This is a genomic window from Paraburkholderia sp. NMBU_R16, from assembly GCF_013282575.1.
Classification (GTDB): Bacteria; Pseudomonadota; Gammaproteobacteria; order Burkholderiales; family Burkholderiaceae; genus Trinickia.
Map to the genome: position 1 here is coordinate 23,918 of NZ_JAAAYE010000024.1, position 19,972 is coordinate 43,889.

The window sequence follows — 19,972 nt, forward strand, 5'->3', positions numbered from 1 at the left end:
CGGACCGTCCGCGCGCCAGGTCACGCGCAAACCGATCAATACTTCGTACAATGGCTGCATGAACACTCTACAAGTCCGCCTGCTATCTTTCGTCGCCTTCGCGATTCTTTGCGCGACACTGACGTACTGGGCCGTGCTTTTCACCGCCCGGCCGCCCGCCGCGCCGCCCGCCGCATCGGTGGCGCCGGCCGTGTCCGTCGAAGACGCCACGACGCTTTTCGGCGGCAAGCTCACGCGCGAAGTGAACCGGAGCATCAAGCTTTTCGGCATTCTCGCGCTGAGCAAAGGCGCCGCCGCCATCGTCAGTGTCGGCGACGAACCGCCGCACGCGATTTCGCTCGGCGGCCGGCTCGGCGAAGACTCGACGCTTGCGCAAGTGCGCGCGCGTTCGATCATCGTCGATCACAACGGCGCACGCTCCGAAGTATTTTTGCCGAGTACCGTCACGGGCCCCACGATCTACGTGCGCTGAAACGCCGCCAACCCGAATAGCCGGTCCACAAGGTACACCCGATACGCTTGCTCGCGTCGTCACGCGCTCGCGGTCGCGATCACTGAACCATATTGTTCAGATCGATGATCGGCAGCATCACCGCAAGCACGATGACGAGTACGACGCCGCCCATCGCAAGAATCAGCAACGGCTCGAGCAGGCTCGTCAGAAACATTGTCCTGCGCTCGAGTTCGCGCGCCTCGCCCTCGGCCGCGCGATCGAGCATCGTCGTCACATCCCCCGTCGCCTCGCCCGAACGAATCAGGTGCACGAGTACTGGAGGAAACGTTTTCACGTTGCCGAGCGAACGCGACAGCGAGGTCCCTTCGCGCACGCGCACGATGGCATCGTCGACATTGCCTCGCATCGCGCGGTTGTTCAACGTTTCACCGGCTGCCTGAAGCGCGCGCAGGATCGGCACGCCCGCCGCGGTCAGAATCGCAAGCGTGCTGGCGAAGCGCACGGTGTTGTAGCCGCGCACGAGCTTGCCCGCAAGCGGCGCGGTCAGCAGCCATCTGTCGAACGCGAGGCGGGGCGCTTGTTGCGCGAGAATGCCGCGCACCCCGAACACGACGAGACCCACCCCGATCAGAATCGCCCACCACCAATGCCGCACGAACCCGGAGAGCGCCATCATGAACACGGTGATGAACGGCAACTGCTGTTTGGTGCTGGCGAACACGTTCACGACTTGCGGCACGACGTAACTGAGCAGAAACGTCACGATGCCGAATGCGATCATCGTGACGATGGCCGGATAGGTGAAGGCCAGCACGATTTTCTGCGTGAGTGCGTTACGCTGCTCGATGTAATCGGCGAGCCGCGAAAGCACGAGCCCCAGCTTGCCCGTGTGCTCGCCCGCGGCAACCAGCGCGCGGTAGATATCCGGAAAATCGCGCGGATGCTGCTCGAGCGCGTTGGCGAGCGAATGTCCGCCGAGCACCTCGGCGCGAATCGCGGCGACGAGCTCACGGATGTAGTCGCGCTCGGCCTGTTCGGTCAGCACGGCCAGGGCCTCGTCGAGCGGCAACCCCGCCGTCAGGAGGCTCGCGAGCTGACGCGTGAGAATCGCCTGCTCGCGCTGCGACAGCTTGCGTCCGAGCGCGAGGCGCCGGCTGCGCTCGCCGCGCGCCGCGCTACCCGCGGGTTCGACAACGAGCGGCGTCAGGCCCTGCGTGCGCAGCTGCGCGCGTGCGGAACGGGCGCTGTCGGCATCGAGCACGCCTTTTTGGGCGTGCCCGACCGTATCGATGGCTTCGAATCGAAATGCCGGCATGCGCGTTAAGCCCCGCCCGTCACGCGGATCAGCTCTTCAAGCGAGGTCACGCCCGACGCGAGCCATCGTTCGCCGTCCTCGCGCAGCGTACGCATGCCTTGGGCGCGGCCAGCCTTGAGAATCTCGGCGTCGGCAGCATTGTGGTGGATCATCGTGCGAATCGCATCGTCGATGATGAGCAGCTCATAGATACCGCGCCGGCCCGAGTACCCGGAGCGCGCGCATTTGTCGCAGCCGACGGGATGCCAGTGCGTGCGTCCTTCTTCGACGCGCTCTTCCTTGCAAACGGGGCAAAGCCGTCGCACGAGCCGCTGCGCGAGCACGCCAAGCAGCGACGAGGCAAGCAGGTACGGTTCGACGCCCATGTCGGTGAGTCGGGTCACGGCCGATGCGGCGTCGTTCGTATGCAGCGTCGCAAGCACGAGGTGGCCCGTGAGCGACGCCTGCACTGCGATTTGCGCGGTTTCCAGATCGCGGATCTCGCCGATCATGATGATGTCCGGATCCTGGCGCAGGATCGAGCGAAGCGCGCGAGCGAACGTCATACCGATACGCTCGTTGACCTGCGTCTGCCCGATACCCGGCAGGTCATACTCGATCGGATCCTCGACAGTCATGATGTTGCTCGAGGCCGTCTCGAGCCGCGACAGCGAGGCATAAAGCGTCGTCGTCTTACCCGAGCCCGTCGGGCCCGTCACCAGGACGATGCCGTGCGGCCGCGAAATCAGGCGATCGAAGCGCTCGAGCGTATCAGGCCCCATACCCAGCGCCTCGAGATTCAGGTGCTGGGCGTCCTTCTCGAGCAGGCGCAGTACCGCCCGCTCGCCGTGCCCGGTAGGCAGGGTCGACACGCGCACATCGACGGCGCGGCCACCGACGCGCAAGGTAATGCGTCCGTCTTGCGGTAGCCGTTTCTCCGCGATATCGAGTTGGGCCATGATCTTGATGCGCGAGATCAATGCGCCATGCAACGCCTTTTTCGGGCGCACGACATCGCGCAGCGTGCCGTCGACGCGAAATCGCACGACCGAGGCATTCTCGAACGGCTCGATATGGATGTCCGACGCATGCTCGCGCGCCGCCTGCGTGAGCAGCGCGTTGATCATGCGGATGATCGGCGCGTCGTCTTCCGATTCGAGCAAGTCCTCGACCTCGGGAATGTCCTGCATGAGACGCGAGAGATCGACTTCGCCTTCGACTTCGCCGACGACCTGCGCGGCGCTGCCGTCATGACGCTCGTAGGCGCGGTTGATGGCCTGCGCGAGCTCGTCGGCGGGCAAGCGCACCGCGGTCAGCGCACCGAAATTACGCGCGACTTCCGCAAGTGCCGCTGCGTTCGTGCGGTCGCTGATCCAGACCTCGATGCCTTCCGGCCCTTGATGAGCGACGAGAACCTGGCCGTTGCGGGCAAAGCCGTACGGCAACAGGCGAGCGGCGAGCGGCGAGGGCGCCTCGCGCTCGGTCACCGGTTCCGACGCCGCCTGCGTGACCATCAGCTTCCTCCTTGCGAGACGCCCGGGTTCGACGGGCGAACGCCTTGCTGAGGCGGATTCGCCGTCGACGGATCCGCCGTGGCGGGGGCACCGCCGACAGACGGATTCGCATTGCCCGTGCCCGGTGCCGCGCCACCTTGCTGAACGGCCCCGGGCGGAGCCGCCATCGCCGCGCTCGGCTGCGGCGTCATGCGCCGCAAGTCGAACAGGTTGCTCGATGGCCGGGCGCCCTCGGTCGGGCCTGGCGGGACGGTCGGCAACTGCGGCACGTTCTTGTCGCGGATCAGGCGGTTGTCGGTTTGATAGCCGAGCTGTTGATCGCGCATGAGGTCATAGCGGTTTTCCGCGATGGCCGTGCTGTCTTCCAGATCGCGCACGATGACCGGGCGCAGGAAAATCATCAGATTGTCCTTTTGCCGGTTCTTGTTTTCGCTGCGGAACAACTGACCTATCCAGGGAATGTCGCCGAGCAGCGGCACCTTCGAGTTGCTCGCGCTGTAGTTGTCGCCGATGAGCCCACCGAGCACGACGATCGATCCGTCGTCGGCAAGCACCGTCGATTGCACCGAACGCTTGTTGATCGAAAAACCGCCGTTCGACGCGCTGTTGTTGATCGTCGCCTGATCGACCGACGATACCTCCGTGTACAGCTGCAGCTTCAATATGCCGCCGTCGGTGATTTGCGGCTTGATATGCAGCACCGTGCCGACGTCTTGCCGGTCGAATGTATTGAAGGCATTGACGCCCGTCGCCGAGCTCGTATTCGTCGTGTAGGACCCCGAGGGAATCGGCACGTTCTGGCCGACGATGATTCTCGCTTCCTCGTTGTCGAGCGTCATGAGGTTCGGCGACGACAGCACGTTCGCGTCGCTCGACTGACTGAGGGCCTGCAGCAAGCCGCCCAGCCCGAAGATGTTGCCGAAGCGATGCAGCAGGCCGATGTTCAGCCCATTCGGCAAAATCGGGGTGCTGGATCCCGGATTCAACGTGCTGAGCGCGCTCGAGAGGTTGCCCGATGACGCGACGCCTGCCCCCAGCGCCGTCAGATTGACGATGTTGCTCGTGCTTCCGCCGAAATTCGACCCCCCGTACACACCGTTGTTGCCGCTGTTCGACAGAAGCGCGCCTTGCCATTGAATGCCGAGATTGGCAGCGCTCGACGCTTGCAGCTCGACGATCAGCGCTTCGATATACACCTGCGCACGGCGCGCATCGAGCTGGTCGATTACGGCCCGCAGGTTCCGGTAGACCGGATCGGACGCCGTGATGATCAGCGAATTGGTGGCCGCGTCGGCCTGAATCATGCCGCCGGGCGGATTGTTGTCCTCGTTGCCGCCGCCTTGCCGATTGCTCGAAAAGCTGCGATTGCCGCCCAGGCCGCCACCGCCTCCACCGGCACCGGCGCCGTAGTTGCCGCCCATCGAACCCGAACTCGAAGAGCTGCCGAACGACGTCGGTAGCGGCGGCACGCCGGGCGTTCCCGTCGAGGTGGAACCGCCGCCTGCGGCGCTCTCGTTGAACGAGCCGGCGGCGTTCGATTCGGCGCTGGAACCGCTCGTTCCCTCGGAGCCGCCTTTGCCCATCATGCCGCGCAACGTTTTCGCGAGCTGGACCGCGTTGGCGTTGCGCAGATGCACGACGTGCATGTTGCCGGGCTGCGAACTGGGCGCGTCGAGCTGCTGCGCGAGTTTTTTCGCCGCGGCGAGCCGCGCCTTGTTCGACGCCCGCAAGAGCAGCGAATTCGTGCGCGGATCGGGCGTGACCGAAACCTTCAGCGTTGCGTCGGTACTGCCGATCGCGCCCGGGTCGAGCAGCTTCGAAAGCTGCTGGGCCACATCGACGGCGATCGCGTTCCTGAGCGGCACGACCTCGATCTGACGACCCGCGGCGTTGTCGACGCCCGCGATGATCGACGCGATGCGCCGCACGTTATCGGCATAATCGGTCACGACGAGCGTGTTGTTGGCGGGATAGGCGGCAATGGTGTTGTTCGGCGAAATGAGCGGCCGCAAAACGGGCAGCAGGTTGTTCGCCGATTCGTTATGCAGCTCGAAGACCTGCGTGATGACCTGATCGCCGCGCGCCGGCGTGGAATTGCCGAAGTAGGTCGGCACGCCCTGCAGCTTCGCATCGGCCTCGGGCACGACCTTCAGTACGCCGTGGTCCTGCACGAGGGAGAACCCCTGCATGCGCAACGCCGATTCGAGCGTCTTGATCGCCTGCTCTTCAGGGACGGGGTGTTCCGAGACGAGATTCAACTGCCCTTTGACGCGCGGGTCGACGATGATGGTCTTGCCCGTGGCCGCGCCGATCGCTTTGGCCACCTGGTCGATGTCGGCGTTGACGAAGTTGAGCGTGACTTCCGCATGCGCGCCCTGCGCAACGACGAGACTGGCCATCAGCAACGCGGCTGCGATCCGGCGCAATGCCTTACGGTTTCTTATCATGGAATAGGAATCAATGCGAGATTGCTAGGTTGCGGCCATTGGCACAAAGCCCCCCTCGCGCCATCGGTCATGCCGCCGCCGAAAGTTCAGGTCGAACATTAGCAGCTTTTCATGTCCCGACAATCACAAACCCCGAACTTGGGCATCGATTCACGGGCTGGCGATCGCGAGACAAGCCTCGGTGCGCCATCGTAAGGAAAATGTCGGCGTCGCCGCGCGCTAACCGATCGTTACCTTTTTGTCGGCGGGCAACGGTCTTATGTCTGCTGGCCTGCTGTGCGCATACGGCGCCAGCCGCTATGATACGAGCGGTATTTCGGATCGCACGCTCGCGCGGGCCTCGGGTTTTCCCTCGATCGGCGCGCGCATATGCCATCCGGGTAATTCGAACAACAATAGCTTGGGAGGGTCGGTCCGGCGATGAAACGGACAATCGTCATTCTGGTATTCGGCCTGGCCGGCTGGTCGGCAAGCGGTGCCGCGCGCGCGGATTGCTTCGACGAAGCCGCGCGCTACCAGAAGGTCAACCCGCTCGTGTTGCGCGCGATCGCCTGGCAGGAATCGCATAACCATCCCGACGCGCTCCATAAGAACGACAACGGCTCCGTCGATTACGGCCTCATGCAGATCAATTCGGTTCACCTGCCCACGCTATCGCAGTACGGTATCTCCACCGGCACGCTGATGGAGCCGTGCAAGAACGTTTATGTTGCCGCCTGGCACCTGCGCCAGAAGATGAACAAATACGGCAACAGCTGGCAGGCAATCGGCGCCTATCACTCCGAAACACCCTCGCTGCGCGACCGGTACGCGCGGCAGATCGCCGATATCCTCACGCGCTGGAAGCTCGTTTCCGCGTCGCGATAAGCGCGCAGCGCAGGGCCGGCGGCACCGGCCTTCGGGCGTTTGGTGCACAATGCTCGCTGCGCCGCCTCATTTCCGGGCGTCTTGCACTTTTCGCCCACTCGATGTCCACCCTCATGAACCAGCCCACTTTGCCCGTCACCGTGTTGTCGGGCTTTCTCGGCGCGGGCAAGACCACGCTGCTCAACCACATTCTCGCCAATCGCGCCGGCATGCGCGTGGCGGTCATCGTCAACGATCTCGCCTCGGTCAACGTCGACGCCTCGCTCGTGCGCGGTGCCGCCGCGCTCTCGCAGTCCGAGGAACGGCTGGTCGAACTGTCGAATGGCTGCATTTGCTGCACGCTGCGCGAGGACCTGCTCGCCGAAGTGCGCCGTCTTGCCGACGAGCACCGATTCGATGCGCTCGTCATCGAATCGACGGGCGTGGCGGAGCCCATGCCGATCGCCGAGACCTTCGCCTTCGCGGACGACGACGGGGCCACGCTCACCGATGTGGCGCGCCTCGACACAATGGTCACCGTCGTCGACGCACTCAACTTTTTGCGCGACTACGAATCGTCCGAGGCGCTCGCCGAGCGCGGACTCGCATCGAGCGATGAGGACGACCGCACGCTCGTCGAATTGCTCGTCGAGCAAGTCGAGTTCGCCGACGTGCTCATCGTCAACAAGGCGGATCTCGTGGATGCCGATTCGCTCGCGCGCTTGCAAGGCATACTCGCCGGGCTCAATCCGCGCGCGCGGCAGATCGTCAGCACCTTCGGTGCCGTTCCGCTCGCCGAGGTCGTCGGCACGGGGCGTTTCGATTTCGACGAAGCGGCAAGCGCACCCGGCTGGCTCGCAACGCTCAACAGCGACCATGAACACGATCATGCGCACGATGACGGTTCGCATGAGCATGGGCATCTGCATGAACCGCATGGCGAAGCGCAAAAATACGGGATCGACAGCTTCGTTTACCGCGCTCGGCGACCCTTCTCGCCCGAGCGGCTCTGGGGACTGCTGCACGATAGCGCGTCATGGCGCAACGTGCTGCGCAGCAAGGGCTTTTTCTGGCTCGCCACGCGTAACGACGTCGTAGGTTCGTTTTCGCAAGCGGGCAGTGCATGCCGCCACGGGCCGGCGGGCTTCTGGTGGGCTGCCCAGCCACGCGACGAGTGGCCCGACGATGAGGAACTCGCTGCGGAAATCGCGGCCGACTGGCTCGGCGCACCGGACGATATGTCGATCGGCGATCGTCGCCAGGAACTGGTCTTGATCGGCGTCTCGCTCGACGCCGGCGAGTGGCAGGCCAAGCTCGATGCCTGTCTTTTGACCGACGACGAATATGCGCTCGGACCGCTTGGCTGGCCCGCGCTTACCGATCCATTCCCGGCCTGGGACCTCGACGCCGATGACGAAGAGCACGGCGGCACGGGGCAGATCGTTCGTTAGGAATCGCTCGTCAGCAACGAGGGCCGAGCGGCGCGACGCTTACGCACTCAATAAAAAACAAAAACCCGCCTGAGGGCGGGTCTCGAACAAACGTCGAGCTGCAAGCATCAGCGCTTGTTGACCGCATCCTTGAATGCCTTGCCAGCCGTGAACTTGACCGTCTTCGCGGCCGGAATCTTGATGGTCTCGCCCGTCTTCGGGTTACGGCCGGTGCGGGCAGCGCGCTTGCCCGAACCGAAGCTGCCGAAGCCGATCAGCTGAACCGCGTCGCCCTTCGAGACTGCCTTCTTGATCACTTCGAGAAGCGTATCCAGCGTTTCGCCGGTTTGAGCCTTGCTAGCGCCCGTCTGAGCCGCGACGGCGTCGATCAGTTCCTGTTTGTTCATTAACGTTCCTCTTTATCAGATTGAAATGACACGGACAGCGCGAACACGCGCCGTTATACGTACGCAAGCTGTGCCGTCGAGTAGCTGTGGCGAAGCGAGCGCCCCCGGCTGCCGCGAACCCAGCGCGCGGCCGTCGTGCGGCGCTTGCTATGATAGCTCAGCGCAAACCCAATAACGGCAAGGGTTTCAAAGAATTTAACGCTTCTTAACCTTGCCGGTGCTGGGTTTCCCGCATTGTCGTACCCGAAAAGCCCGTCTGCCAAGGGCTTTCGGGGTATCGGCGAGCTGCGACGTTGGATTTTGCCAACGTTCTGGGAAAGCCCGGAGGAGGGCGCCCGCCGCCGCTTCGCACTCATTCGAACCTCGTGCCGCATGCCCGGATCGAGCCGGGCCGGCCGCAACCGCTGCATGTTCTCCCTGCCATGACACATCCACTCGTGCCCGCCACCCTCGCTTTTCGCGGCGACGGCACACCATACTCGCCACGCTTCGACGACATCTATCACAGCGCGTCAGGCGCACTCGCGCAGGCGCGGCACGTGTTCATCGGCGGCAATGCATTGCCGCAACGCTGGCAAGGACAACGCCTTTTCACGATCCTCGAGACAGGATTCGGCATCGGCGTCAATTTCCTCGCCACCTGGGCCGCATGGCGTGCCGATCCCGCGCGTTGCGAGCGGCTTGCGTTCGTCTCAGTCGAAAAGCATCCGTTTTCCGCCGCCGACTTGGGCATTTTGCATGACAAGCTCGTTGCCGACACAACCATCGGGCCGCTCGCCGCCGAGCTCGTGAAAGCGTGGCCGCCGCTCATCGGTGGCGTCCATCGGCTCTCGTTCGAAGGCGGCCGCGTGACGCTGACGATCGTGTTCGGCGATGCGCTCGAATGGCTGCCCAAGCTGTGGCTGCGCGCCGATGCCTTTTATCTCGATGGCTTCGCCCCGGCCAAGAATCCCGATATGTGGGCGCCATCCGTCTTCAAGTCGCTGACGCATGTGGCCGGCACCTTCGCCACGCTCGCCACCTACACTTGCGCGGGAGAGGTTCGGCGGGGGCTTGAAGGCGCCGGCTTCGCCTGCGAAAAAGCGGCCGGTTTCGCCGGCAAGCGCGAAATGCTCGTCGGCCGCTTTGCGCCCCGCTGGCGTGTTCGCCGGCACGAACCGCCGCTGCCGTTTTCGGTTGTGCAACGTCACGCCGTCGTCATCGGTGCGGGCATGGCCGGCTGCGCGCTCGCCGAGCGATTGGCCGCGCGAGGGTGGCACGTCACATTGCTCGACCGGAACACCCGAATGGCAAGCGAAGCGTCGGGCAATCCGGCCGCCGTCTTTCATCCATTGCTCTCGCGCGATGAAAGCGTCGCGACGCGCATCTCGCGCGCGGGCTTTCTCATGGCGTTGCAGAGTTGGCGCGCGCTCGAAGCGCGCGGTCACGATTTCACCCGTACCGATCGAGGCCTGCTGCATCTGCCGTCCGATGCGCACGAAGCGCGCTCGCTGGCCGATGCTATCGATTCCTATCGCTATCCGGAGACGTTCGTTCGACATGTGTCGTCCATCGAAGCCACCGACCTCGCCGGTGTGACGCTCAGTCACGACGGCTGGTTCTACCCTCGAGGCGGCTCGCTCGATCCCGCCTCGCTATGTGCCGCGCTGTGCGCCGAGGCCGGCACCGCGCTCGATTGGCGTGCGGGAGTCCGGGTCTCGCGAATCGAACGCGAAGGGTCCGCTTGGAGCGTGCTCGATGAAACCGGCCAGGTCCTCGCCCGCGCCGAAGTCGTCGTGTTCGCCAACGCTCACGAAGCGGCGCGGATCGCCGGTCTGCGTCACGCCCCAACACGGATCGTGCGTGGGCAATTGACGCGGCTACCTATCGGTACGCAGCTGCGTGTGCCGTTGATCGGCGAAGGTTATGCCGTGCCGCTCGCCGATGGGTTGCTTGCGGGCGCAACCTACGGGATCGACGACGCCGACAGCACTTCACGCGAACTCGATAACGCGGAAAACATAGCCCGGCTCGCGCAACTCGTGCCGGCGTGGGGAGAGCAACTTGCGGCGCTCGACACATCGAGTCTGCCCAGCCGTGTCGCATTCCGCTGCGTGACGAGCGATCGCCTACCGATGGTCGGGCCGCTCGCCGATGAAGCGCTGTGCGCGCGGCACGCCAGCGCATTGGCCGGTGCGTGGCCACTCGATCTGCATCGCTCGCCGGGCCTTTATGGGGCATTTGCTCTCGGTTCGCGCGGACTCGTCTGGTCGACGCTCGCCGCCGAGCTGGTCGCCTCACAGCTGGAAGGCGAGCCGTGGCCCATCGAACGCGAGCTGGCGGAAGACCTGGATCCTGCACGCTACCTTTTGAGGGCCTTGCGGCGGGGCAGTGTGCAGCCGTCATGAACCTGCAGTGAAGCCCGCGATCTCGGACGCAGACGGAATCCGACGAGAGCGAGCTTATCCACCGAGAGCTGTGGATAAGCCGTTGAAGCCGACATGAAATGGCTGTGAACGGCGCGTGGACGTAAACGGGACAACTTGCCGATTCGGCAGAAGCGTTGAAAGTTGTTCTCGGAAACGGCCGTCGTCCGCACATGCTGCCCGTGCGGTTATGCGGTCGACAACTGTTTGATTCGTCTCGGTAAACGGGTGTTATCCACAGAAATGGGCGGGCTTTGTTAACTGCTACTACTTGTATACATACGTAAACCTGTAAACCCTAGAGGCACGCGTGCCGCTGCAGGAAACGACGAGCCGCAGGGGTGCAATATCGACCGCAACCATCGGATGAATTTTCCTGTTCGGTTCTCGTTGACGATCATTTCTACCGAATTGACAGCCGTTCGATGTGGATTCGTTCCAAATCGAGCAAGCTGTGGCACAATCCGCGTTTCTTCCAGCATGAGTTGAGCGTTGGCGAATCGAGGCACCACTCGCCAACGGAACGGCGCCAGCCGAATCGGAATCACAGACGAGAGCGGCAGCGTCCCGTCCTAATTGTCCCGCCGGGGAGCGAGCTCGCCGGCACACCGTCGGTGCGCGCGGCTCGAAGCCCAGCGCCCGCGACCCTCATCGAACCCGCCGGCGCGGTGCGCCGGTTCGGCAAATACACAGATCCGACATGCCGCTTCGTGCCTCTGACGCGGAGCGGACTGTCCGTAAAGGAGAAGCTATCTCATGAAATCGGCGTTTTCCTTCCTTCCGAGCTGGCCGTTCGCGACGAATGCGGTCTTCTGGGCAGGACTCGCCTTGCTCGTCGCGGGGCTCTGCGGCGAGCTCTGCTATCGCGCATGGCGCCTGCCGCGGATTTCGGGCTATGCGGTCATCGGCCTGATCGCCGGTTCGGCCGGGGTCGGCGCCATCGATGCCGGCATGGGCGCGACGTCGCGGCTTTTACTCGACGTCGCACTGGGCCTGCTGTTGTTCGAACTGGGCAGCCGTCTCGATCTTCGGTGGATTCGCCGTAACCCATGGCTCATCGCCTCGAGCCTCGCCGAGGCGACGCTCACCTTCGCCCTCGTGCTGATCGTCTTGTTGTTCGCCAAGGTGGCGCCGCCCGTCGCAACGGTGTTGGCCGCCATTTCGATGTCGACTTCGCCTGCCATGGTGATTCAGCTCAAGACGGAGTTGCGCGCGGAAGGGCAGGTGACGCAGCGGCTTCTCACGTTGACGGCGCTCAACAGCATGTATGCGGTCGTCGTCGAAAAGCTCGTCTCGAGCTGGCTGCACCAGGAAGTGTACGGAAACGTTTTTGCCACGATCATCCAGCCGGTCTATCTGCTTGTCGGCTCGCTCGTCGTCGCCTATCTCCTCGCGCGCGCCTGCATGTTCTTTTTCAAACGCATGAACATGCAGGACGAGCATTCGTTCGTTGCGCTGTTCGGCCTCGTACTGCTTGCGATCGCGATCGCGAATATTTTCAAGCTTTCGACGATCCTCAGCCTCCTGGCCGCCGGCATCATCGTCAAAAACCTCGAGCAGAAGCCGCAACTGTGGCCTCAGCATTTCGGCACGGCCGGATGGCTGCTGACGGTGATTCTCTTCGTGCTGACGCTGACTTCGTTCGAGTGGCACGATATCGTGCTCGGTGGCGTGGCGGCGCTCGGCCTCATCGTCGCGCGCTTCGTTGCGAAGCTCGTCGGCGTGCTGGCGTTCGCGAAACCGAGCGGTCTGGGGTGGAACCAGGGCATCGCGCTCGGGGTCTCGCTCGCGCCGATGTCGGCGCTTGCCTACCTGCTGGCCGACGACACTTATCAGCTCTACCCGCAGTTCGATCCGACGCTGCGTGCCATCGTCATGTGTTCGATCGTGGTGCTGCAGATCGTGGGACCGTGGATCGTCTACCGCAGCCTGACGCTCGTCGGCGAGCGCCGCGAGTAAGCGCCGCTGCGCCCGGCGCGCCGGCGTCCGGGTTGCGCTGCACGCCGCATCTTTTGCTCGTATCTGCCCGCATAACAGGACACGCACATGGCACTCGAAACCTTTGTCAATTCCAAGCCTTTCACATTCGGCGTCGAGCTCGAGATCCAGGTCGTCAATACGCACGACTACGATCTGACCAAAGCGGCGTCGGACCTCATGCGCCTCGTCAAGGATTACAAAGGCCCGGGCAACATCACGCCCGAGATCACGGAAAGCATGATCGAGCTTTCGACCGGCATTTGCACCTCGCATGAAGAGGCGCTCGCGCAGCTGCGCTCGATCCGGGACACGCTCGTCGCGGCGGCCGATCATCTCAACGTCGGTCTTTGCGGGGGCGGCACGCACGCGTTCCAGCAATGGAGCGAACGGCAAATTTTCGATGCGCCGCGTTTTCAATATCTGTCCGAACTCTACGGGTACCTCGCAAAGCAGTTCACGGTTTTCGGCCAACACGTGCACATCGGCTGCCCCGATCCTGACAGTGCGCTCTTTCTGTTGCACTCGATGTCGCGCTTCATCCCGCATTTCATCGCGCTTTCGGCATCGTCGCCGTATGTGCAGGGTGTCGATACCGGGTTTCATTCGGCCCGCCTGAACTCGGTATTCGCATTCCCGCTGTCGGGGCGCGCGCCGTTCGTGCTGACCTGGGATGCCTTCGAAGAATATTTTTCGAAGATGGTCGCGACAGGCGTCGTCAACAGCATGAAGGATTTTTACTGGGACATCCGGCCTAAGCCCGGTTACGGCACCATCGAGGTGCGGGTGATGGACACGCCGCTATCGGTCGATCGGGCTGCGGCGATCGCCTGCTATATCCAGACGCTCGCGCGTCACTTGCTCACGGACAAACCGTTCATTCCGAAAGAGGACGACTACCTCGTTTATACGTTCAACCGTTTCGAGGCGTGCCGCTTCGGATTGGGCGGCACCTGCATCAATCCGCAAACCGGCGAACGACGCACGATATTCGAAGATATCCTGCAAACGCTCGATGTCATTGCGCCGCATGCGCGCGCACTTCAATCGACGGCCGCGCTCAACGAAATCGCCGCAATCGCCACCGGGCAAGTGAACGATGCCGCGTGGCTGCGCGACGTGGCATCGAAAGAAAAGTCGCTGCACGAAGTTGTCCGCCAGCAATGCATCCAGTGGCGCAGTGTTTAGGTTTACCGTGGTGACTCGTATACAAACGTAGTAGTAGTTAACAAGCGACGCTCATTTCTGTGGACAACCTCGATTTTGCGTGCGGTCTCAAGGGGATAGCGTTGCAATAACCGGGTGGACGAGCGGTGCGCAGCGCTTTTGGTCTGCAGATAACTTTGGCGCAATTTCTTAGGCGGCAAGGTTATCAAGAAAGACGCCACAATCGGCCAGCACGGTTATACAAACGTTATCCACAGCTTGGTTGCCAATACGTGGCTGTGCGGTCGGCTTTACTCGCTTAAAATGGCGCGTTCGTCGCTTTGGACCGATATGGCGTCATAAGCTCGAACGGCGCATCGGCATGCTGTGGCGGCACGTTTTCGCCGATCGTCGCGAAAATGGGCGTTTTTTCCGCGTCCTGTCGCGAAGTATCGAAGAGTAAAATCAGTTGGCCCCAAGAGAGGGGGCGGGTCGTCCCACGGAAGGTTGCGGCGTGTCGAGAGGCACTGCGCGCGCGTAACCGGATCGGCAGCGGCAATGCTGTCACTGGCGAAAGCGAACAATGACTATGAGTGAAGGTGTTTTTACAGAACGGGCGAGTGGGCGCGTGACCCACAGCCTGTTACGGTTGGGCACGGCAATGCGCAGCCAGGCGTGGGAATGGGCTGAAAGTGTGGGACTCACGCCGACGCAAGGCGAAATCCTCATGCTGCTCATGCAGCGCAAGGCGCCGCTGCGCCTTGGCGAGATCGCGCGCGAAACGGCGCTGACGGCCGCCACGACGAGCGATGCGGTGAGCACGCTGGAGGCGAAAGGGCTGATCGAAAAGCGGCGTGCGCTCGACGATGGCCGCGCACTGGCGGTTCGCTTGACGGCGCGGGGCCGTACGGCGGCCAAGCGGGCGCAGCAGTGGCCGGAATTTCTGAATTCGGCGGTCGGCAAACTGGCCGACGACGAACAGGCCGTGTTTTACCGTACGCTGCTCAAGATGATTCGTCATCTGGAGGTGCAAGGCGACATGCCCGCGCATCGGATGTGCATGACATGCTGCCACCTCGCCGCGAGCAAGAACCCGAAGAAGACGCCGCATCGATGCACTGCGTTCGGGCAGGACATCGGCGACATCAATCTACGCCTCGATTGCGAGCGCCACGAACTGGCCGATTTGCCCACGCAGAAGAAGATCTGGAAGATCTTCGCGCAACAGACCTGACAGACTTCGCGCGGCGAGGCTTCTCGCGCGGCGCGCTCGAGCCCGGCGATTATGGCCCGCGGTGGTCCGTTTCCCGTTTTATTGCGGACAACGTTGAACGAAGATGTTGTCAACGTGTACGATTTCGCTTTGTGACGTGTGTCACGTCGTGTGTCGACGCGGCGCCTATTTGGGCGCCGCGTTTCATATCGATCGCTGTTCTGGTCCCACCAGCGATCCCGTGATCGAAAATGCTCGCATAGGCGGCGACGCTCCCGCGCCGCGATGGCGACATGCAAGCTATTCAGAGGATTCGTCGATGAGTTCACGCAAGTTGGTCGTGCGCCGCTCGGGGGTGCATGGCAAGGGGGTTTTTGCCGCTCAACCGCTCAGGGCTGGCGAGCGCCTGCTCGAATACAAAGGGCAACGGATCTCATGGAAAGAGGCGGTGCGCCGGCATCCGCACAATCCGGACGAACCGAATCACACGTTCTATTTCGCACTCGAAGATGGGCGTGTGATCGACGGTAACGTGGACGGGAACAGCGCACGGTGGATCAATCACTCGTGCGCGCCGAACTGTGAGGCCGAGGAAATCGAAGGGCGCGTGTTCATTCAGGCGCTGCGCGACATTTCCGCCGATGAGGAGCTGTTCTACGATTACGGGCTCGTCATCGACGAGCGCCAGACCAAGAAGCTCAAGAAGGAATACGCGTGCCATTGCGGGGCACGCAAGTGTCGGGGCACGATGCTCGCGCCGAAGCGAAACGGCAAGGCTTGATCAGAGCCGGTAAGAGCTCGTCCGTTCCTCGCGAACGGGACCGGATTCGCGGCTCGGCTCGCGATCGTCATGGTTGGGCGCAAGCGGAATGCGCACCACGAAACGTGCGCCGCCGTCCGGGGCATCGGCGTAATCAACACTGCCGCCGTGCAGATCCATGATGTCGCGCACGATGGCGAGCCCGAGACCCGCGCCGCCGTCAGCCGCATCGTCGGCGCTGTCTTGCCGGTCGCCGCGGAAAAAGCGCTTGAACAGATCGGCTTGTAGTGCCACGGGTACGCCGCTGCCGTTGTCTTCGACGGCAATCTCGGCAATAGGCGTATTGGCCGGCGTCACGGTGCGCGTAACGGTGACGGTGACCCTTGCGCCATCGAGGCGGGTGCTCGGCACGTACTTGAGCGCATTGTCGAGCAGATTGGCGATCACTTCGCGCAACAGCACCGGATTGCCCTTTACCACGAGCGACGAATCGTTCGTGGGATCGTCGAGCCGCTGAAAGCCAAGGTCGACGCGCGCCGCGAGCGCGCGCGGCACCCACTCCGCCCCCGTTTCGAATGCGAGCGCCGCGATATCGACATCGACGAAACGCGTGGCCTGCGCCCCCGGTTCTGCGCGTGCGAGCGACAGCAATTGATTCGAGAGCCGCACGGCGCGATCCGCCGCCACGCGCAACTCACGCACGGATGCGAGCGATTGCGCGAGATCGCGGGCTTTCACGGCTTGTTCCGCATGCAGCTTGACGGCCGTCAGCGGTGTGCGTAACTGATGCGCGGCATCCGCGATGAATTTTCGTTGGGCGTCGAGTGCGGTCTTCAAGCGGTCGAGCAGGGCGTTCAACGCGCTCGTCAACGGGCGGATTTCGAGCGGCACATGCGTTTCGTCGACGGGCTCGAGCGACATGTGCGTCTGGCGGTTCAGCGAATCGGCAAGCGTCGTGAGGGGGCCCAGTTGCTGATTGACGACGCGCCAGACGATGCCCCAGCCGGCGAGCAGCAGCAGCAGGAGCGGCATCATGATCGCGACCAGGAATTCCGCCGCGATGCGATAGCGGTGACGTAGCGGTTGCGCGACCTCGACGACGATCGGTTTTTTGCCGCCGTCCTGCGCGACGCGAACTTGGGCGACGCGCACCAGCATGTCGTGATGATGCGTTTCGAAGATCGATGCGTAACGTGTGTCGCGCACGCTCGAGCCCGTGAGCGGAAGATCGGGATCGCCGGCAAGATCGCGCTCGCCGTCGTTGATGCGGTAGATCAAATGCTGCGGGGGATCGGAGAACATCGCGCGCGCGAGCGGCGGAACCACGATGCGCGCGTTGGGGCCGGCGATCTGGACTTGCTTGGAAATGGCGGTAGCCAGGTCGGCGAGCGACCGATCGATGACGTGCTGCGTGTATTGCCACGCGAGCCAATACGCGATGAGGCCGCTCATCAGCGCGAGCAGACACAGCGGCGCCGCCAGCCGCCGCAAGAGAGAACGACGCAAGCTTGTCGCGGCGGCGTGAGGCATGTTCGACCGGCCAGGGCCCTACATTCAGGACGCCTGACGAATCTCCTGCAACAAGTAGCCGAAGCCGCGCACCGTCACGATTTCGACGCGACAGTTTTCGAGCTTCTTGCGCACCCGGTGCACGTAGACCTCGATGGCCGTATCCCCGAGGTCTCCCCCGAAGTGAGTCAGATGGTCCTGCAACTGCGCCTTGCTGACGACCCGGCCATGGCGCAGCAGCAGCATTTCGAGCACGGCGAATTCGCGCGGCGAAAGCTCCAGCGCCTTGTCTTCGTTGAAGATGCGGCGATCGACACCCGACAGGCGCACGCCGCCCAGCGAAACTTCCGGGCGCGGTACGTCGTTGGCGGGGCCGCTGCGGCGCATGACGGCACGGATGCGCGCTTCGAGCTCGGCGGGCTCGAACGGCTTGAGCATGTAATCGTCGGCGCCGGCATTGAGGCCTTGCACGCGGTCGCTCAGGTCGTCTCGTGCCGTCAGCACGATCACGGGCGTGTGGCGGTTGCCCTGCCGGAACCGCGAAAGCAGCGTCATGCCGTCGATACCGGGCAGGCCGAGATCGAGGATGATCAACTCGTGGCGGTTTTGCGTGAGAGCCTGTTCGGCGAAAATCCCGTCGTGAACCATGTCGACGGTGAATCCGGCTTGTTCGAGGCTGCTTTGGATGCCGCGCGCGATCGGGCGGTCATCTTCGATCAGGAGGAGTCGCATGGAAGTCGCTCAAGTACAATGGGTTACGCATTCAACGCGCGCTGGGGTCAACGTGCCGGCACGCGGTTCGCTGGAGCCTCGTCGCCACAGTCGAGCGCGAGCCGCTTGCCAAGCCGGGTCCGCCCGGGCACCCATGCAGCCGTCACCTCAACCATGTCCGATATCACGATCAACGAACTCGAAGCGGCGATCAACTTCTGGCGCGCCCGCTCGCCATCGAGCGGCGACGAACTCAGCCTGTGCAAGGAGGCCAGTGCGCTCTCCAAGCCGTATGCGTTGCTGATTGTACAGCGTCGGGCGCATATCCCGGTGGAAGCGCTGGAGCCGCCCGCCCGCGCGGCCTGGGATGGGTATCGCCAGGCCATGGACGGCGAGGCGGGGCGGAGCGACGGTTGATGGCCTGGTGATGACGTGGTGATGAGCTGCCCGCGCTGATTTCTCAGTTGCGCTGCATCGTACGCGCTACGTCGTCGATAAAGCGTGCGAGCACGAGATCGCGCTCGGTGACGCCTTGCGCTTCGTGCGTGGATAGCGTGATATCCACGGTCTGATAGACGTTGAACCACTCGGGATGGTGGTTCATTTCCTGGGCCTTGATGGCCACGCGGGTCATGAACCCGAACGCTTCGTTGAAATCGGCGAATTTGAACTGGCGGTGAATGGCGTCGCGGCCGTTGACGGGCAGCCAACCCTGCAGCTCGGTCATCTGCCGGGCACGTTCCTCGGAAGTCAGCTTATGAATCATGGGAATTTCCTCTCAGTGGGGCGGCCCGGCGGCGCTTATCCTCGCCGCGACGGTCGCCAGCCCAACAGGCATTTTTTCACAGATCCCGCAGTGATGTGCCCAGCGCGGCTTTTCGTCGGACATGCGCCGCAAAGCCGGCTGATCGGCTCGATCGCTCAAGTCGCCCATTGCGCTTCCGCGAGCTTGAACGCGGCAGCGATAGGCGGCTCGTCCATGCGCGCCGCGAGCGCGATCAACGTGAGTTCGGTCGGCACCGTAATGCCTTCGACTATCGTCAGTCCATGCGCGTGTGCTTCCGCAAGGGCGATCGAATCGCGCGCGAGCGTCAGCCCGACGCCGGATTTCACGAGATCGAGCATCGACGTTTCCTGATCGACCTCGGCAACTTTGACGGGGCTTGCCCCGGCTTCGGCGAAGCGGCGCGACAACAAGCGCTGATGCGCCGATGCGGCCGGCGTCCATATCCACGGCAGGGCGGCCAGCGCGCGCCAATCGCTTGCCCGGCTCACACGGTCCTTCCAGCCGGCCGGCGCCAGTACGCGGTATTGAAAGCGCGTGAGTGTGGCCGTATGGAAGAGCCCTTCGGGCATGCCGTCTTCGACCGGTTGGCCGATGTAGTAGCCGACATCGAGCTCGCGGGCGCGGATCTCCTGCGCCACCCAGCCCGACATCCCATGGCGTAGCGCTGTTTCGATCTGAGGATAGGTTTCCACGAGCTGCTTCAGAAACCCGCCCAGGCGCAGGAAATGGGGATCGAGAATCGTACCGATACGCAGCTTGCCGCGCACTTCCTGACGTAGTGCCGCCGCCGCCCGCTCGACATCGCCGGCCGCCGCGAGCGCGCGTTCCGCATGGGGCAGCAACACTTGTCCGTCGCGCGTCAGAACGAGCCCGTGCGCCGTACGTGAAAACAGCGCCACGCCGAGCGTTTCCTGCAAATTCTTCAGTTGCAGACTGACGGCCGGCTGGGTGAGGTGCAGCTGCGCGGCCGCCCGCGTCAGATTGCCGACGCGGGCGACGGTGACGAACGCACGCAGCAATGTCAGGTCCATGCCGCGATATTAGCGCGGCTTATATCGCAATTGAACAGAAC

General features: G+C 63.3%; 17 protein-coding genes. 9 read left to right on the plus strand and 8 right to left on the minus strand.

All coding sequences use genetic code 11. The annotated features are described in order from the left end of the window. Positions 1-58: 58 nt before the first annotated feature. Positions 59-472: a general secretion pathway protein GspC gene (locus tag GWC77_RS14245; protein WP_173257783.1), complete on the plus strand. Its 414-nt coding sequence runs from the start codon at positions 59-61 to the stop codon at positions 470-472. Positions 473-551: 79 nt separating this feature from the next. Here GWC77_RS14245 and gspF read toward each other — a convergent pair whose 3' ends face one another. From gspF to gspD, 3 genes are read right to left on the minus strand one after another with little or no spacing between them, the layout of a single operon-like run. After that, positions 552-1,769, minus strand: coding sequence for a type II secretion system inner membrane protein GspF (gspF, locus tag GWC77_RS14250; protein ID WP_173257784.1), 1,218 nt, complete (start codon positions 1,767-1,769; stop codon positions 552-554). A 5-nt stretch (positions 1,770-1,774) separates the two neighbouring features. Further along, positions 1,775-3,262, minus strand: a complete 1,488-nt coding sequence (gene gspE / locus GWC77_RS14255) for a type II secretion system ATPase GspE (protein ID WP_173257786.1) — start codon at positions 3,260-3,262, stop codon at positions 1,775-1,777. Continuing rightward, positions 3,262-5,709 (minus strand): type II secretion system secretin GspD, encoded by a 2,448-nt coding sequence (gene gspD, locus GWC77_RS14260; RefSeq protein ID WP_173257788.1) that lies wholly within the window; start codon positions 5,707-5,709, stop codon positions 3,262-3,264. The genes gspE and gspD overlap by 1 nt, the downstream gene beginning before the upstream one ends. Positions 5,710-6,129: 420 nt before the next feature. On the opposite strand from gspD, the gene GWC77_RS14265 reads away from it, so the two are divergent. Together GWC77_RS14265 and GWC77_RS14270 are read left to right on the plus strand one after the other, a co-directional pair. After that, positions 6,130-6,576, plus strand: coding sequence for a lytic transglycosylase domain-containing protein (locus tag GWC77_RS14265; RefSeq protein WP_173257790.1), 447 nt, complete (start codon positions 6,130-6,132; stop codon positions 6,574-6,576). A 113-nt stretch (positions 6,577-6,689) separates the two neighbouring features. Then, entirely contained in the window at positions 6,690-8,006 is a 1,317-nt protein-coding gene (locus tag GWC77_RS14270) for a GTP-binding protein (RefSeq protein WP_173257792.1), read from the plus strand. A 107-nt stretch (positions 8,007-8,113) separates the two neighbouring features. On the opposite strand, the gene GWC77_RS14275 is transcribed toward GWC77_RS14270, so the two are convergent. Continuing rightward, positions 8,114-8,392: an HU family DNA-binding protein gene (locus GWC77_RS14275; RefSeq protein ID WP_006401505.1), complete on the minus strand. Its 279-nt coding sequence runs from the start codon at positions 8,390-8,392 to the stop codon at positions 8,114-8,116. A gap of 422 nt (positions 8,393-8,814) precedes the next feature. Between GWC77_RS14275 and mnmC the strand changes: the two genes are divergently transcribed. From mnmC to GWC77_RS14300, 5 genes are all read left to right on the plus strand, one after another. Beyond that, positions 8,815-10,779, plus strand: a complete 1,965-nt coding sequence (mnmC, locus tag GWC77_RS14280; RefSeq protein ID WP_173257794.1) for a bifunctional tRNA (5-methylaminomethyl-2-thiouridine)(34)-methyltransferase MnmD/FAD-dependent 5-carboxymethylaminomethyl-2-thiouridine(34) oxidoreductase MnmC — start codon at positions 8,815-8,817, stop codon at positions 10,777-10,779. A gap of 774 nt (positions 10,780-11,553) precedes the next feature. After that, positions 11,554-12,756 carry a cation:proton antiporter gene (locus tag GWC77_RS14285; RefSeq protein WP_173257796.1) on the plus strand — a complete coding sequence of 401 codons (1,203 nt, stop codon included), beginning with the start codon at positions 11,554-11,556 and terminating at the stop codon, positions 12,754-12,756. An 87-nt stretch (positions 12,757-12,843) separates the two neighbouring features. Then, a complete protein-coding gene (locus tag GWC77_RS14290; protein ID WP_173257798.1) occupies positions 12,844-13,962 on the plus strand; it encodes a YbdK family carboxylate-amine ligase in 1,119 nt (372 codons plus the stop codon). Positions 13,963-14,509: 547 nt separating this feature from the next. Then, positions 14,510-15,154 (plus strand): MarR family winged helix-turn-helix transcriptional regulator, encoded by a 645-nt coding sequence (locus tag GWC77_RS14295; RefSeq protein ID WP_173257800.1) that lies wholly within the window; start codon positions 14,510-14,512, stop codon positions 15,152-15,154. 298 nt (positions 15,155-15,452) lie between these two features. Beyond that, positions 15,453-15,914 (plus strand): SET domain-containing protein, encoded by a 462-nt coding sequence (locus GWC77_RS14300; protein WP_173257802.1) that lies wholly within the window; start codon positions 15,453-15,455, stop codon positions 15,912-15,914. Here GWC77_RS14300 and GWC77_RS14305 read toward each other — a convergent pair whose 3' ends face one another. Together GWC77_RS14305 and GWC77_RS14310 are read right to left on the minus strand one after the other, a co-directional pair. Continuing rightward, positions 15,915-17,423 carry a sensor histidine kinase gene (locus GWC77_RS14305; protein ID WP_173257804.1) on the minus strand — a complete coding sequence of 503 codons (1,509 nt, stop codon included), beginning with the start codon at positions 17,421-17,423 and terminating at the stop codon, positions 15,915-15,917. A 24-nt stretch (positions 17,424-17,447) separates the two neighbouring features. Continuing rightward, positions 17,448-18,134 carry a response regulator transcription factor gene (locus GWC77_RS14310; RefSeq protein WP_173257806.1) on the minus strand — a complete coding sequence of 229 codons (687 nt, stop codon included), beginning with the start codon at positions 18,132-18,134 and terminating at the stop codon, positions 17,448-17,450. A 153-nt stretch (positions 18,135-18,287) separates the two neighbouring features. On the opposite strand from GWC77_RS14310, the gene GWC77_RS14315 reads away from it, so the two are divergent. Then, positions 18,288-18,530 carry a DUF3717 domain-containing protein gene (locus GWC77_RS14315; RefSeq protein ID WP_173257808.1) on the plus strand — a complete coding sequence of 81 codons (243 nt, stop codon included), beginning with the start codon at positions 18,288-18,290 and terminating at the stop codon, positions 18,528-18,530. A gap of 43 nt (positions 18,531-18,573) precedes the next feature. Here GWC77_RS14315 and GWC77_RS14320 read toward each other — a convergent pair whose 3' ends face one another. Continuing rightward, complete coding sequence (locus GWC77_RS14320; protein WP_173257811.1) at positions 18,574-18,879, minus strand: 4a-hydroxytetrahydrobiopterin dehydratase; 306 nt, start codon at positions 18,877-18,879, stop codon at positions 18,574-18,576. A 155-nt stretch (positions 18,880-19,034) separates the two neighbouring features. Next, entirely contained in the window at positions 19,035-19,931 is an 897-nt protein-coding gene (locus GWC77_RS14325) for a LysR family transcriptional regulator (RefSeq protein WP_173257813.1), read from the minus strand. Between the last annotated feature and the right edge of the window lie 41 nt (positions 19,932-19,972).

Bases quoted from the DNA above. Each gene is read 5' to 3' on its own strand.
- GWC77_RS14275 (WP_006401505.1), bottom strand. From the start codon at position 8,392: ATGAACAAACAGGAACTGATCGACGCCGTCGCGGCTCAGACGGGCGCT.
- gspD (WP_173257788.1), bottom strand. From the start codon at position 5,709: ATGATAAGAAACCGTAAGGCATTGCGCCGGATCGCAGCCGCGTTGCTG.
- mnmC (WP_173257794.1), top strand. From the start codon at position 8,815: ATGACACATCCACTCGTGCCCGCCACCCTCGCTTTTCGCGGCGACGGC.
- GWC77_RS14320 (WP_173257811.1), bottom strand. From the start codon at position 18,879: ATGATTCATAAGCTGACTTCCGAGGAACGTGCCCGGCAGATGACCGAG.
- GWC77_RS14270 (WP_173257792.1), top strand. From the start codon at position 6,690: ATGAACCAGCCCACTTTGCCCGTCACCGTGTTGTCGGGCTTTCTCGGC.
- gspF (WP_173257784.1), bottom strand. From the start codon at position 1,769: ATGCCGGCATTTCGATTCGAAGCCATCGATACGGTCGGGCACGCCCAA.
- GWC77_RS14245 (WP_173257783.1), top strand. From the start codon at position 59: ATGAACACTCTACAAGTCCGCCTGCTATCTTTCGTCGCCTTCGCGATT.
- GWC77_RS14285 (WP_173257796.1), top strand. From the start codon at position 11,554: ATGAAATCGGCGTTTTCCTTCCTTCCGAGCTGGCCGTTCGCGACGAAT.
- GWC77_RS14295 (WP_173257800.1), top strand. From the start codon at position 14,510: ATGAGTGAAGGTGTTTTTACAGAACGGGCGAGTGGGCGCGTGACCCAC.
- GWC77_RS14310 (WP_173257806.1), bottom strand. From the start codon at position 18,134: ATGCGACTCCTCCTGATCGAAGATGACCGCCCGATCGCGCGCGGCATC.
- GWC77_RS14300 (WP_173257802.1), top strand. From the start codon at position 15,453: ATGAGTTCACGCAAGTTGGTCGTGCGCCGCTCGGGGGTGCATGGCAAG.
- GWC77_RS14305 (WP_173257804.1), bottom strand. From the start codon at position 17,423: ATGCCTCACGCCGCCGCGACAAGCTTGCGTCGTTCTCTCTTGCGGCGG.
- GWC77_RS14265 (WP_173257790.1), top strand. From the start codon at position 6,130: ATGAAACGGACAATCGTCATTCTGGTATTCGGCCTGGCCGGCTGGTCG.
- GWC77_RS14315 (WP_173257808.1), top strand. From the start codon at position 18,288: ATGTCCGATATCACGATCAACGAACTCGAAGCGGCGATCAACTTCTGG.
- gspE (WP_173257786.1), bottom strand. From the start codon at position 3,262: ATGGTCACGCAGGCGGCGTCGGAACCGGTGACCGAGCGCGAGGCGCCC.
- GWC77_RS14290 (WP_173257798.1), top strand. From the start codon at position 12,844: ATGGCACTCGAAACCTTTGTCAATTCCAAGCCTTTCACATTCGGCGTC.
- GWC77_RS14325 (WP_173257813.1), bottom strand. From the start codon at position 19,931: ATGGACCTGACATTGCTGCGTGCGTTCGTCACCGTCGCCCGCGTCGGC.